The 13,876-nt window shown below is 61.8% G+C and carries 9 protein-coding genes, 2 tRNA genes and 1 pseudogene; 6 read left to right on the top strand and 6 right to left on the bottom strand.

Going from position 1 to position 13,876, the window contains the following annotated elements; genetic code table 11:
- The first annotated feature begins 307 nt into the window (after window positions 1–307).
- From ACYVDE_RS05050 to ACYVDE_RS05030, 5 genes are all read left to right on the top strand, one after another.
- Window positions 308–383 (top strand) — tRNA-Gly (locus ACYVDE_RS05050).
- 69 nt (window positions 384–452) lie between these two features.
- Window positions 453–535 (top strand) — tRNA-Leu (locus tag ACYVDE_RS05045).
- Between the two features lie 150 nt (window positions 536–685).
- Window positions 686–2,290 carry a DUF6377 domain-containing protein gene (locus tag ACYVDE_RS05040; RefSeq protein WP_460500379.1) on the top strand — a complete coding sequence of 535 codons (1,605 nt, stop codon included), beginning with the start codon at window positions 686–688 and terminating at the stop codon, window positions 2,288–2,290.
- A 367-nt stretch (window positions 2,291–2,657) separates the two neighbouring features.
- Entirely contained in the window at window positions 2,658–4,064 is a 1,407-nt protein-coding gene (locus tag ACYVDE_RS05035; RefSeq protein ID WP_460500377.1) for an alpha-amylase family protein, read from the top strand.
- Between the two features lie 78 nt (window positions 4,065–4,142).
- A complete protein-coding gene (locus ACYVDE_RS05030; protein WP_460500376.1) occupies window positions 4,143–6,257 on the top strand; it encodes a glycoside hydrolase family 97 protein in 2,115 nt (704 codons plus the stop codon).
- A gap of 74 nt (window positions 6,258–6,331) precedes the next feature.
- Here the strand turns inward: ACYVDE_RS05030 and ACYVDE_RS05025 are convergent, their stop codons facing one another.
- From ACYVDE_RS05025 to ACYVDE_RS05010, 4 genes are all read right to left on the bottom strand, one after another.
- A complete protein-coding gene (locus ACYVDE_RS05025) occupies window positions 6,332–8,464 on the bottom strand; it encodes a T9SS type A sorting domain-containing protein (RefSeq protein ID WP_460500375.1) in 2,133 nt (710 codons plus the stop codon).
- A gap of 228 nt (window positions 8,465–8,692) precedes the next feature.
- Window positions 8,693–9,160, bottom strand: a complete 468-nt coding sequence (locus ACYVDE_RS05020) for an XrtX-associated membrane protein (protein WP_460500374.1) — start codon at window positions 9,158–9,160, stop codon at window positions 8,693–8,695.
- A 53-nt stretch (window positions 9,161–9,213) separates the two neighbouring features.
- Entirely contained in the window at window positions 9,214–9,753 is a 540-nt protein-coding gene (gene xrtX / locus ACYVDE_RS05015) for an exosortase X (RefSeq protein ID WP_460500373.1), read from the bottom strand.
- 95 nt (window positions 9,754–9,848) lie between these two features.
- Window positions 9,849–10,058 (bottom strand): PID-CTERM protein-sorting domain-containing protein, encoded by a 210-nt coding sequence (locus tag ACYVDE_RS05010; protein WP_460500372.1) that lies wholly within the window; start codon window positions 10,056–10,058, stop codon window positions 9,849–9,851.
- A 432-nt stretch (window positions 10,059–10,490) separates the two neighbouring features.
- Here ACYVDE_RS05010 and ACYVDE_RS05005 point away from each other — a divergent pair, with 432 nt between their 5' ends.
- A complete protein-coding gene (locus ACYVDE_RS05005; protein ID WP_460500371.1) occupies window positions 10,491–11,489 on the top strand; it encodes an AAA family ATPase in 999 nt (332 codons plus the stop codon).
- 75 nt (window positions 11,490–11,564) lie between these two features.
- Here ACYVDE_RS05005 and ACYVDE_RS05000 read toward each other — a convergent pair whose 3' ends face one another.
- On the bottom strand, window positions 11,565–13,457 hold the full coding sequence (locus ACYVDE_RS05000; RefSeq protein WP_460500370.1) for a T9SS type A sorting domain-containing protein: 1,893 nt from the start codon (window positions 13,455–13,457) through the stop codon (window positions 11,565–11,567).
- A 166-nt stretch (window positions 13,458–13,623) separates the two neighbouring features.
- A pseudogene (locus ACYVDE_RS04995) lies at window positions 13,624–13,876 on the bottom strand (tRNA 2-selenouridine(34) synthase MnmH); the annotation flags it as partial.

Genomic DNA, 13,876 nt, shown 5'->3' with positions numbered 1-13,876 from the left:
TGCTCACCACGGCCGTGGCCACGGCCCCGCGCGCCCAGCTCAGCATCTTCGAGCCGAGCGACCCGGCGCTGGAACGCATCCGCGAGCTGCTGCAGCACCTCGATGTGAACACGCTTACGCCCATCGAGGCGCTGATGAAGCTGAACGAACTAAAGCTGACGTTAGGTAAAGGCTAATTTTTTCGGCCTGAAAATGAAGCGGAAAGGGTTTTAGGGGAAGTTTTTTTGCGACGGGTACTTGCTTCTCCAAAAAATGCCCCTACCTTTGTCGCACCATTCAGCACAACGAAACTTGTTCTGAACCTCAAGCGAGAGTAGCTCAGTTGGTAGAGCGCGACCTTGCCAAGGTCGAGGTCGCGAGTTCGAACCTCGTCTCCCGCTCCAAAAAACGCCACCTTCGGGTGGCGTTTTTGTTTTAGGCCGGTTGCGGTTTTTGCCGTAATTTTGGAGCAGGCCGGAGTGGTGGAATGGTATACACGAGTGACTTAAACTCACTTGCCTTCAGTGGCTTACGGGTTCGAGTCCCGTCTCTGGTACGATGAAAGAAGTCCTGTCCGGCCCTGGCAGGACTTTTTTCTTGCTCGATAAGCGTATTAGCCTCGCCGTTGCCGAGGGCTACTTTTGGCTTGTTGCGACTATTGAACGGCTGATAATTTCCGGTGAAGCTTCTGCTCCTTGCTTGTGGTTTGTTGCTTGGTGTACTGCCCCTGCGGGCCGTGGCCGGCCCAAACACGGCCGACAGCCTGCTGACGCAGCTGAACGAGGCGCTGGCCCACCAAAAGGAATACGACGGGCAGCGGCTGAACCGCATTGCAGTGCTCACGGCCGAGTTCGTATCGCCGGAAGCCAGCGACGAGGCCAGGTTTGACCTGGGCGTGCGCATTTACGACGAGTACAAGGCGTTCAAGTACGATTCGGCCTTTGCCTACTGCCGGAAGATTACGCGGCTGGCCGCGCAGCTGCGCAGTCCCGAAAAGATGGAGGTAGCGAAGCTGAAGCTGGCCTTCGTGCTGCTGTCGTCGGGCCTGTTCAAGGAAACGTTTGATACGCTCGACCGCATCGACCCGCGCCGGCTGACGGCGGCGGATAAGCAGAGCTTTTATTTTCTGAAGGCCAGGGCCTACAGCGACCTCGGCGATTTTAACCAGGACCAGACTTACCGGCCGGCTTACTATGCCAAGGCCCTGGCCTACGCCGATACGGCGGGGCGGCTGGCGCGGCCCGGCTCCTACGAATACCTGGCAGTGCAGGAGTTTCGGGCGCAGAAGACCAACAACCTGGTGGCGGGCGCAGCTGTGTACCAGCAGATTCTGCGGCTGCCGCATTTGTCGCTGCACCAGCTGGCGGTGAGCGCCAGCACCACGGCCTACGTGTACGAGCTGGCCGGGCAGCCCGCCAAGGCGTTTGAGTTGCTGCTCGTGTCGGCCATTGCCGACGTGAAAACGGCCACCAAGGAAACAACGGCTATTTTCAAGCTTTCGGACTACTGCTACCGGCAGGGCGATTTGAAAAATGCCTACACGTTTATTCGGGAGGCGCGCGAGAATGCGGCGTTCTACAAGGCCCGGCAACGGCAGATTGCCATGAGCCATGTATCGTCCATCATCGAGGGACAGAAAATCAGCATTATCGAGCGCCAGCGCCGGTCGCTGAAAACCTACGCCATCGTGATGACACTACTGGCGGGTGCGGTAATTGGGTTTGCGGTGATGAGCGTGCGGCAGGTGCGCCGGCTGCGCCGGGCCGACCAGCTGGTTTTTGCTGCCAACCAGGCGCTGCTGGCCCGCAACGACGAGCTGCACCAGCTGAACAGTGGCCTGAGCGAAGCCAACAAGATTAAGGAAGAATATATCGGCTACTACTTCCACAACAACTCGCAGTACATCGACAAGCTTGAAACGCTGAAGAAGCGCGTGGAGGCGCTGCTGGCCAGCAAGCAGTACGCTGGCGTGCAGAAGCTGGTGGATGCGGTGAATATCAAAACCGAGCGCAACGAGCTGCTGAAGGGGTTTGACACCGTGTTCCTGCGGCTGTTCCCGAACTTCCTTGCGCAGTTCAACGAGCTGTTTCGGCCCGAGCACCGCATTGCGCTGGCCGATGAGCAGCTGCTGACCACGGAGCTGCGCATCTTCGCGCTCATCCGGCTGGGTATTACCGACAGCGAGCAAATCAGCCGCATGCTGGGCTATTCCATCAACACGATTTATACCTACAAAACGCGGGTGAAGAACCGCTCCGTAGTGCCCAACGAAGAGTTCGAGGCGCGGGTGCAGGCCATTCGGGCGGTGTGAAATCCTGCTGTTGCGGGGTAGGGCGGCAGCGAGTTATATCGGAATTCAGAGCTTCGTTCTTGGCCTTGGCAGAGCGCCGAGCCGCCATATATGCTCTATATTTTCGTGCCTGGTTTATGGGGTAATTAGTTGATGTTAAAGTAGTTTTGATAATGGGTTGTTGATATTTTTGATATTGTGGCTAGATATGTTTTTGCCAGGTGCCGAGGCAAATAGCTTTGCCAATGTCTTGCCCGGGGCTGGGGCCGGTGCCACTGAGTCCCGGTGCGCGGCTAAGCTGCCGGAAGGGCCGGAATGCCGCTTCGGCAGCGGCTGGCTCTGGAGCCGGGCACCTGAAATTCTTACTCGCTCAACAATCATTTTGTCAATGCTCATTTACCGCATTATTCTTCGCAGCACGCTGGTCGTGGGGATGGCTGCCGGGCTGCTGGCGTGCCGCAAGGACACGCCCCCGCCGGTGGTAGACTTCCCACCAGTTACTTCTACGCCAACGCCGCCGCAGTACGGCACGCCCTTCGCCGGCGTGCCCAACCGCGAGGACGCCGTGATTTACCAGGTGAACATGCGCGCCTTCAGCGCCAGCGCCGACTTTGCCGGCGTCACGGCCCGGCTCGATTCCATCAAAAGCCTCGGCGCCAACGTGGTGTACCTGATGCCCATTTACCCGGTGGGCAAGACGCGTAGCGTGAACTCGCCCTATGCCGTGCAGGACTATCGCGCTGTGAACCCCGAGTTTGGCACGCTGGCCGACCTGCGCACGCTGGTAGATGCCGCCCACCAGCGCGGCCTGAGCGTGATGCTGGACTGGGTGGCCAACCACACCAGCTGGGACAACGCCTGGCTAACCACCCACCCCGACTGGTACCTGCAGAATGCGTCGGGCACTATCGTGAGCCCACCCGGCACCAACTACACCGACGTGGCCCAGCTTAACTACGCCAACGTTGATATGCGCGCCGAAATGATTTCGGCCATGAAGTCGTGGGTGTTCACAGCCAACGTCGACGGCCTGCGCTTCGACTATGCCGACGCGCCCACCATTGCCGCCACTAATTTCTGGAAGCAGGCCGTCGACACGCTCCGCAACGTGAAAACCCACAAGCTGCTGCTGCTGGCCGAGGGCAACCGCAGCACCAACTTCGCTTCGGGCTTCGACTACAATTTTGGCTTCAGCTTCTACGGCGGCCTGCGCAGTGTGTACCGCAATGGCGCGGCCGCCACCGAGTTCGATGGCCTGAACACCAGCGAGTATGCCGGGGCCACCGGCACCCAGCAGGTGGTGCGCTACATCACCAACCACGACGTGAACGATTCCGACGGCACGCCCGTGGCGCTGTTTGGCGGCAACGCCGGGGCCATGTCGGCCTTCGTGGTGGCCTCCCTATACAAGGGCGTCCCTATGATTTACAACGGCCAGGAAGTGGGCATGACCACCAAAATCGCCTTCCCCTTCACCTCCGTGAAAGTGAACTGGAATATGAACCCCGCCGTGACCACCGCCTACCGCCAGCTGCTGAAAGCCCGCGCCGCCAGCCCGGCCCTGCGCCACGGCACGCCCACGGCCTACAGCACGGCCGATGTGTGCGCCTTCACCAAGCGGGCGGGTACGGATGAGGCCCTCGTATTGGCCAACGTGCGCAACGCGGCCACTACTTACGCAGTGCCCGTCGCGCTCATGGGCACCAGTTGGACCAACGCCCTCACCGGCGCCGCCACTACTATTGGGGCCACCGTGTCGCTGCCGGCTTATGGCTACCTGGTGCTGAAACGATAAACGTTCATCGCCGCTGGTTCCGGCCGCTCAGGTGGCGCTAATTGTTTGGTTCGGCGGTAGCTGCTTTTCTGCTTAATAATGAAATCTTGCTTGTTTTTATTGGCGCTGTTGGCAGTTGGTCCTGCCGTCGCGCAGCCCAATGCACCCCTCACCGCTCAGCAGGGCAGCGTGCGCCTCACCGTGGCGCTCGATGCCGAGGCCCGGCCCACCTACGCGGTAACTTTCGGCACGAAACCCGTGGTGAATGCCTCGCGGCTGGGCCTGGTGCTGGCCGGGGGCCGGGGCGGTTTCGACGGTCCCATGCAGTTGGCGGGTAGCGAAACCAAAACTGTGGACGAAACCTGGCAGCCGGTGTTGGGCGAGGTGAAGAACATTCGCAACCACTACCAGCAGCTCACGGTGCACCTGCGGCAGGCCGCCGCGCCCGGCCGCCGGCTCGATGTTGTGTTTCGGGTGTTTGCCGATGGCGTGGGCTTTCGCTACGAGTTTCCGCGGCAGCCCAGCCTGCAATACTTCGTGCTGGCCGATGAGCTGACCGAATTTACCCTGCCCGGCGACCCTAAAGCCTTCTGGATTCCGGGCGACTACGACACCAACGAGTACCCCTACACGGTGTCGAAGTTGAGCGAAGTCGACAACACCCGGTTGGTGAAGGGCTCGACGGCCATTGCCGTGCGCGAGGCCCCCGATGCCCAGCTGGTGGCCACGCCGCTGATGCTCAAATACGAAAACGGCCTCTACGTGAACCTGCACGAGGCCGCGCAGGTCGACTACCCGGCCATGCAGCTGCACGTGGATGCGGCTACGCGCCGCCTTACGGCCCGTCTCGTGCCCGATGCCGTGGGTACCAAGGCCTACCTGCACGCGCCCGGCCACACGCCTTGGCGCACCATCATCGTGAGCGACAAAGCGCCCGATATTCTGGCCAGCAAACTCATCCTCAACCTCAACGAGCCCAGCAAAATCGCCAATACGAGCTGGATTAAGCCCATGAAATTTGTGGGTGTGTGGTGGGAGATGCAAACCGGCAAAAGCAACTGGCGCTACGCCGACAGCGCCGACACCCTCAACGCCCAGGGCCAGCTCATTGCCAACGGCCACCACGGCGCCACCACCGCCAACGTGAAGCGCTACATCGACTTCGCCGCCGCCCACCACATCCCGGGCGTGCTGGTGGAGGGCTGGAATGAGGGCTGGGAAGACTGGTTCGGCAACTGGAAGGAGCCGGTGTTCGACTTCGTGACGCCCTACCCCGATTTCAACGTGGCCGAGATTCAGCAGTACGCCGCCGACAAGGGCGTGCAGATGATAATGCACAACGAAACCTCGGGCGCGGCTACCAACTACGAGCAGCATCTCGACACCGCCTACCGCTTCATGAACCGCTACGGCTACCCGGCCGTGAAAACCGGCTACGTGGGCCGCATCATTCCGCGCGGCGAGCACCACGACGGCCAGTGGATGAGCAACCATTACGTGCGCGTGGCCGAGATGGCCGCCAAGCACCACGTCACGGTCGATATGCATGAGTCGGTGCGACCCACCGGCCTCTCGCGCACCTACCCCAACTGGGTAGCCAGCGAGGCCGGCCGCGGCAACGAGTACAACGCCTTCACGCCCGAAGGCAACGCGCCCGAGCACGAAACCATCATGCCCTTCACCCGCTTCATGGGCGGCCCGATGGACTACACGCCCGGCATTTTCAAGCTGAAAGATTACGTGGCCGGCCACCCCGAGCGGCAGGTGCGCACCACCCTGGCCAAGCAGCTGGGCCTGTACGTGGTGCTGTATTCGCCGCTGCAAATGGCCGCCGACCTGCCCGAAAACTACGCCGCCCACCCCGATGCCTTCAGGTTCATCGAAGACGTGGCCCTGGACTGGGACGATACCCGCGTGCTCGAAGCCGAGCCCGGCGAGTACATCAGCACCGCCCGACTGGAGAAGGGCGGCGAGCGGTGGTTCCTCGGGGCCATCACCAACGCCCGCCGCCGCACCGCCACCCTCAACCTGAGCTTCCTGCCCAAAGGCCGCCGCTACACTGCCACCCTCTACGCCGATGCGCCCGGTGCCGACTGGAAAACCAACCCCGAAGCCTACCGCATCAGCACCCAGACGGTATCGGCCGGCACCACCCTGCGCGTGCCGCTGGCCCCGGGTGGTGGCTGTGCCATCAGCTTGGTGCCGGTGAAATAAGTGAAATAACCACAACGCAAACGGCCGGCCGCTTCCATCGAAGCAGCCGGCCGTTTTTGGTTTTGCAGCAATGGTTATTCGCGTACCACGCGGCGCGTTTCGAGGCTCACGGCCGTGCGCACCTGCAGCAGGTACACCCCGCCGCGCATGGCTCCGAGGTCGAGGGCCTGGCTGGTGCCTTGCGGGTTGGGGCTAGGCACGGCCGTGCGGCTCAGCTGCCGGCCCAGCGCATCGAACAGCAGCAACTCCACGGGTTGGTTATAGCCGGTCAGCAGCACGTTCAGGCGGCCGTCGGGCGTGGGGTTGGGCACGATGCTCAGGGTAGTGCCGGGCAGGGCCGACAACGTGCTCAGCACCACCGCCTGCGCCGCCGACATGGGCGCCAGGCAACTGCCACCCGCGCTGCTCACGGTGGTTTGCACGGTGTAGCTGCCACTGGCCACGGCCGTGTAGGTGCGGCCGGTGGCCCCGGCAATGGGCAGGCCGTCGCGGTACCACTGGTTGCCAGTAGCGTAGCTGCTGGTGAGCACCGCCCCGCTGCGCGTAATGGTGGCCGCCGCCGCCGCCGGCAGCACCCGCACCAGCACCGATGTGGTATCGGTGCAGCCCGGCCCGAAGCCGCCGGTGGGCGAAATCGATAGCAGGTAGCGGCTGGTGCGAGTGGGCGTGGCCGTGACGGTGGCATTGTTTACCTGGCTGGTGGGCAGGCCGTCGCCGCGCACCGTCCAGCGATAGGTATAGGTTTGCACCATGCTCCTGTTGGCACCAAAATTCCGCACCGAGTCGGGGCGCAGCAGGCGGCCCTGCAGCAGCACTGAGGCGCCGGCGCACACATCGGCTGCCGAGCTGGTAATGCCGGCCGCCGCCACGGCCGCCGGATTGCGCTGCACAATACGAATGAGCACTACCCGATTCTGTATGCCTTTCACCGGGTTGGCATTGTCTTCCGTGCGAACGTTGACGCGAATGATGCGCCCAACCATCGATGGCGAGGGCTGGAAAAAGAACGTGCCCACCGGCGTTTCGGTGCCATTGCCGCTGAGGGAGAAAGTGCCAATATCGCCGGCAGCCAACAGCTGCGGGTTGGTATTAATATCGGCCGGCAGCGTCACGGTCAGCAGCTGGTGGGCGCTGGGCGTTTTCAGGTTGTCGGGGTCGGTGAACTGCAGGTTCACGCGCGAGTAGCTGCACGCGGCCACGTCGAGCTGGGTGGTGTCGGCGGTGTTGATAACCGTCGTACCGGAGTTGACGGTGCGCGCCACTGCCTGCACCGGCGTGGGCAGAGTATTGGCCGCGCAGTCCGTCACAATCAGCACGGCCTCGCGGCGCACCCGGCCAATAAGGCGGCGCACACCGTTCAGGCGGCGGTATTCTTCTACCTGCACCACTACCTGGTACTTGTTCGAGCCGTCGGCTGCCGTCGTCACGGGTACGTAGCGGTTGGGCACCAGCGTAATGGTACGAGCGGCCTGGTTAAAGCGGAAAGCTGGCAAGCCCTGCCGCAGCGGGCAGCTGCCGACCGTATCGAACGCCACCGGAATAGGGAGTGTGGGCGTGAAAAGACTGCCGCCATTCAGGGCTGCCACTGCCAGCCGGCAAGTCGTTGAGCTATTAACCGGTAGCGTGCCGGCATTGGCGTTGGGATAGGCGTTGTATCCTACGGCCGTGCCGCAGCCGGAGAGAGGGGCTACCAGCGAGTACACCAGCGAGTCGCCTTCGGTTTCGTTGGCCGAGAAGCCAAACGTAGCGCGCTGGTTTACGCATATGTACTGAATCGGAATGTCCTGCGGGTCGAACTGCGGCGAAGAGTTCAACACCGCTGCCGTACCCGCATTGCGGTTGTCAAGGTAAGCCTCCGCATACAAATCGCCTGCGTTGGCCAAGTTGGCAATGGCTGGTCGGGCATTCTGGCTGGTGCTCAGCGTCCACTGTCCGGGCGGCAGCGTTACCGTGGCGGCATATGTGGTAAAATCATACAGCGGATACAGTGCCGAGGGGTTCTGGCAGGAACCCGGCGTGTTGGGCCCCAGCGGTGTGGCGGCCACGGTGGCACCCTGCTGCACCAGTTGCGCGGTAATGGAGGCGGCGGCATTGCAGCCACCGTTGCGGCATTCCAGCGTGAACGGGCTGGCCTGAATACCCGAGCAGTCGCGGTACAGCCGGAAGCTCACTTTGTACTGGTTGTTCCCGAGGGCGATATAGGTCATATCGCAACCCAGCAAGTGGGTAGCATGTGTTGGGGCTGAGCCTAACAAAACCCCGGCCAGTAGCCAAAAGCAGAAGAGTAAGCGGTGTTTCATGTAGTGGAATGAATAAAGTGGTGGAAAGTAAAAACCTTGGTTATCACGGGTGAATGAAGTTAAGCCATATAGCAATAATCTCGCCATTGCGAGCTGCCTGCAGGAAGTCCAACAAAAAGGAACAAGGCCGCAGTCTTACGTGCGCCCAGCCGCCGGCCCAAAGCCGGCCCGGAATAGCACATACAGCCCGGCCACCGGTAACGGGCTGACAATAAAATCGAGCAAATGGCGGCTGAGCCGGTAAGCCCACGGGGCATTGCCCGTCAGTTTGCCCAGTCCGGCAATGCCCACGTAAACGACCAACGCGCCCGCATACAGACGCCACGCAAGGGCCCACTGTGCCGGCGTGAGCCATAGGCGAAGCAGTAGCAGGCAGCAACCCAGGTACAGGGCCGCATAAGTAGCCACCGCCGGCAGCATGCGTCTGGTAACGCCCGCATCAATGCCTTGCTGCAGGGTGTGCACAGTGCTGGAGAGCCCGAGTGCTGCCAGACCGCGCTGCCAGCCCGCGGTCAGCACGTCCAGCACTTGGTCGCTATACACGCCTAGCAGCAGCAATGCCACTACCAGGCCAGCCGTTAGCAGCCATCGGCTCAGGGGCACCTGCGGCGATGCGGCAGGAGAAGAAGGCGGTAAAAGCGGTGATTCCACGAGCGTCAGGCCAGCCGGACTGGCGTGGCCATGCGCCGGGCCCACAGCATCCAGAGACCAAAAATGCACGCGTACACCACGAATGTAAACGTGTAGTGGTGGTTGAAATCAACGGTTTGGTGCGAGTAGTGATGGTTGATAGCCAGCGCTGCCACGCGCACCACGTTCAGCAGCCAGATAAGGGCAATACCCGCCGGAATAAACCAGGCTTTGCGCGCCCACGGCCCCGGAAAAGCCAGCACGAACCCCGCAAACAAGGCATACAGCACCAGCCCGTTGCAGGGCGGCCCAACCACGACCGACTGCTCGCCGGCCATTAGCACCAGCGTGGGAAGGTGGGCATCGATGGTGGCCGCAAACCCTAGTGCCCGCAGCAGCAGCACGCTGCTATGAGCAATGTTCTGGCACAGAACAGCATCGAGCCGGCCATCGTGGGCCAGCCATTGCTCATAGCCAAAAAACCACGCCAAATACATGGCTACTGCCAACAGTAAGAACCGGTACAGCAGCCGGTTAGCAGGGGATGTGGAAGCAGTAGAGGACATATGGTAAAGATAGCAGGGTAATTAAACAGCATCAGCGGCTCCCTCATCGGAAAGAGCCGCTGACAAATTACATTGCCTGAAGTAGATGAGGCCGCCTAGGCGCGCTTGCGGCGATTGCGCAGCTGCTTAATGCCATAAGCCACGCCGCCGGCTACCAGCAGCGAAATGCCACCATCGAGCGGAATGGCGGTGGGTCCGGTTGGGGCAGGGCCGCCATCGGCAGGAGCCTGTGCCATAACTGCTTCGCCAACGGCTACCAGCAGCACTAAAGCGGGCAGTACACGAGTGAGGAAAAATAATTTCATGCAGGAGTGGGGAGAATAGAAGGTGAGAACGAACGCGCGGGCCAGACCTTACGGCTGCTAAATGTAAATATTTTCTGGCAAAACAATGCAACTTTAAGTCGGGCCATTCAGACTGTTTTGCTTGCCGGCAATGGCTTGAGAAAAGCGGCAGGGTATTACACTACGACCAACACCATTCCGCGGTTATGCAGCCGGGGCCCCTTTGCCGTTGGCCCCGGAGTAGGCCGCCCGTGGCTGAGGCCGCCGGCCGCACGGGCCCTGATGAGGCTGGTGGCGGGTTTGTGGGGACGCTCTGCGCAACGGCTTGTTTTCGGCCGCGCGCCGCGGTGCCCGGTAGCCAGCCGGCAAACCATGCAAACGCTTGGCGCCGGTAGGCCAAGGCAACTATTGGCTACCTTGCGGCTGCTGTTTCGCACGTTTTTGCTTTGCCCCATGCTTCCTGCTCCTGATGCCGCCACCTCACCGGGTGTTCCAACCGATTATCATCCGCTCATTCGCCAGGTGTTTGCCGAAATGGGCAAGGTGGTAGTGGGCCAACAGCAATTGCTTGGCCGCCTGCTTATAGGGTTGTTCACGGGCGGCCACATTTTGCTCGAGGGGGTGCCTGGCCTGGCCAAAACCCTGACCATCTCCACCCTGGCCAAGGTGCTGCACCTGCATTTTCAGCGCGTTCAGTTCACGCCCGACCTGCTGCCCTCCGACCTAGTGGGCACCATGATTTACAACCAGAACCAGTCCATCTTCGAAGTAAAGAAGGGGCCGATTTTCGCCAATCTGGTGCTGGCCGACGAAATCAACCGTTCGCCGGCCAAGGTGCAGAGCGCCCTGCTCGAAGCCATGCAGGAGAAGCAGGTAACCATCGGTGAGACAACGTATCAGCTCGATTTACCTTTTCTGGTGCTGGCCACGCAGAACCCGGTGGAGCAGGAAGGCACTTATCCCTTGCCCGAGGCGCAGGTCGACCGCTTCATGTTGAAAGTGCACGTCGACTACCTCAAGAAGGCCGACGAGCTGGAGGTGATGCGGCGCATGGCCAACCTGAGCTTCGTGGAGGATGTGCAGCCGATACTCACCAAAAACGACATTTTCGGCATTCGTCAGCAAATCAACCAGGTTCAGATATCCGACACGCTCGAGAAATACCTCATTGAGCTGGTGTTTGCCACGCGCCGCCCGGCCGACTACGACCTGCCCGAATTTGCCCACGCCGTGCAGTTTGGGGCCAGCCCGCGCGCCAGCATTGCCCTGCACCGCGCCGCCAAAGCCGTGGCCTACCTCGACGGCCGCGACTACGTGCTGCCCGAAGACGTCAAGGACGTGGCTGCCGACGTGCTCAACCACCGCATCCTGCTTACTTACGAGGCCGAAGCCGATGGCATTCGCACGCAGGATTTGATTGAGGCCATCCTGCGCAAGGTTCCCATTAGTTAACCTCCGGCCCCGGCCCACAAAAAAAGGCGGCTCCGATACCGGAGCCGCCTTTTTTGTGCGGAAGCACAGGAGCAGTTATTGCACTACAACGCGCTTCACCACCAGGTCGTCGCCGGCCTTCAGCGTGAGGGTGTACACACCAGCGGCGTAGTCGCTCACGTCGAAGTCGGTCGTGCCGCCGGTGGCGGGCAGGCTCAACTGGCGCGTGGCTACCGTTTGGCCCAGGGCGTTGGCCAGCGTGGCCGTGGCCGTGCGCAGGCTACCAGCGGGCACGCTCAGCGTGAAGCGCTGGCTGGCGGGGTTGGGCGATACCGATACGGCGGCGCTCAGCTCGGCATTGCGCACGGCAGTAGCTACCGGAGCAGTGATGACGCCAACGTTGAGGCGGCCCAGGTTAGCCGACGAGATGTCGGCCGGAGCTGCGCCGGCGGTAATCTGGAAGTAAGCACCCGAGCGGGTGGGGTTTTCGGCTTGCGTACCGATGCTGGCGCCAGCAGTGAGGGCGGCGGCGGCATAGAAGCCACCAGCCGGCACGGTAACCGGGCTGGGCAGGGCCAGGGTGAGCAGGGTGCCGGCATCAGCAGCGGCCAGCGTGCGAGCGGCCGAACGGGCCAGTTCGGTGCCGTTGGCATCGAGCAGCACGCCGCTTACTGTACCGGTAGCATTGGCAACGAACACCTGCACGCTGCTTACCTGCACCGATTTGTTGTTGCTGAAGAACGAGCCCAAAGTGCCGTTGCCAGCCCCCGTGAAGCTGATGGCCGACGTGGTGGGCGCCGGCGAGGCATAGTTGAACGTGTTGTTGGTAACGGCCTGGTCGAGCGAGAGCGAATTGTTCGCGTTGTTGTCATCGTTGCTCAGCGACACCGTCACGGTGTTGGTGCCCAGGTTGTTCATCACCGACGCGGGGTAGGGGTCGAAAATAACCAGCGTGCCCAGGCCCGTGGCCGTAGAGCCGATGGTTTTGGCGTTGGTGTAGAGCGTGGTGGTGCCCCGCTTCACGGTGAGGGTAGCGGTGCCGCCGGCGTACTGCTGCGTGCCGATGTTGGACACGATGGCCTGTACTACCTGGGGCAGGCTGGCGGCCGAAAGCTGGCCTTGCAGGTACACGGTGTTCACCGTCGCGTCGTTGGGCGACGATACGGTGAAGCGGTAGGTGCGGCCGGCATCCGGCGGGAAGGTCTGGCGCGTGTTGTGAGCGTTGAACGAAGTGGGGTCGTACGGGCCCGGGCCGAATACCGTGGTCGACCAAGCCGTGGACGAAGCCTTGCTGGCCACCACCGACTCTGCCGCCGACGAACCTTTGATGCCCACATTCACCCACTTGATGTTGGAAGTGCCCGTGCCGGCTACCGCCGCACCGTACACAAACTCAATGGCGTTGGTGGTTTCGTACAGCTTCACCTGAAACGAAACGTTGTTCAGCTGCGGCGTGATGACGGTGCTGCTGCTGGCCGAGGCGGCCGTACCCTTGTCCGATACGTTTTTCCACTGAATGGTGCACACGCGGTTGGGAGCCGTGCCGGTGGTGGCCACGCGGTATTCGGCCGTGCCGGCCGTGCCCGACACCAGGTCGATGTTGAAGGGCGCCAGCAGGTTCACGTCGGCCGGGTCTGAGCCCGAGAAGGGACCGGTTTCGGGGGCCTGCGCGTAGTCGGGGTGCATCGCTACCGTCGACGGGGCAACGTTGCCCAGCTTCATGATGCCGTTAGTATTCAGGATGAACTGCGTGAAAGTGGCGCCGTTGTAGCTGAACGAGAAGCCGATGTTCTGGGCAGCCGAGTTAGCCTCATCGGTGTTGGCCGTGGTGATAACCGCGCCGGTGGTGCCCAGGTCGGTGTACGTGGTGGTGGTATTGAGGGCCACCGCCGGGTTGTAAGCCAGCTGCGCTTGTGCTGCGAAGGGCAAGAGCATCACCGGCAGGAGCCGGCCAACCTGCTTCAGCCGGTCTTGTAAGGATGTTGACATAAAAAAAGAGGGGAAAAGTGAGGAATAAGAAAAAATTGGGTGTGCGTGTAAGAAGTATGCGATGACTGGCGGCGAACAGCATTGGGCCGGCAGCGTGCATTGGCGGACAAGGTACAAAGCACGGGGGAACTCAACAGCCTTATGCCGGAAAAATTTGTATCTGAGCTCAGGGGCAAGTCAGCCGACTGGCCATCAGCAATGCCGCAGAGTTGGTTGCTGCATCGCACCCCGCCACCGCTACCACGGTGCGCGGCGGCTCGCCGGGGCGCGGCGCCAAGCCGTAGGTATACGTTTTGTCGTAGTAGTCGAGCACCAGTTCCACCATCAGCGGGAAATTGCCGGCTGCAACGGCGTCCAGCGCCTGCTGGGTAGCCAGGCCGCCCAGGCGCTTGCGTAACCGCTCGATGGCCTCGGCCAGC

Source organism: Hymenobacter agri, assembly GCF_054778495.1.
This window is presented reverse-complemented; position numbering and strand designations above follow the sequence as displayed.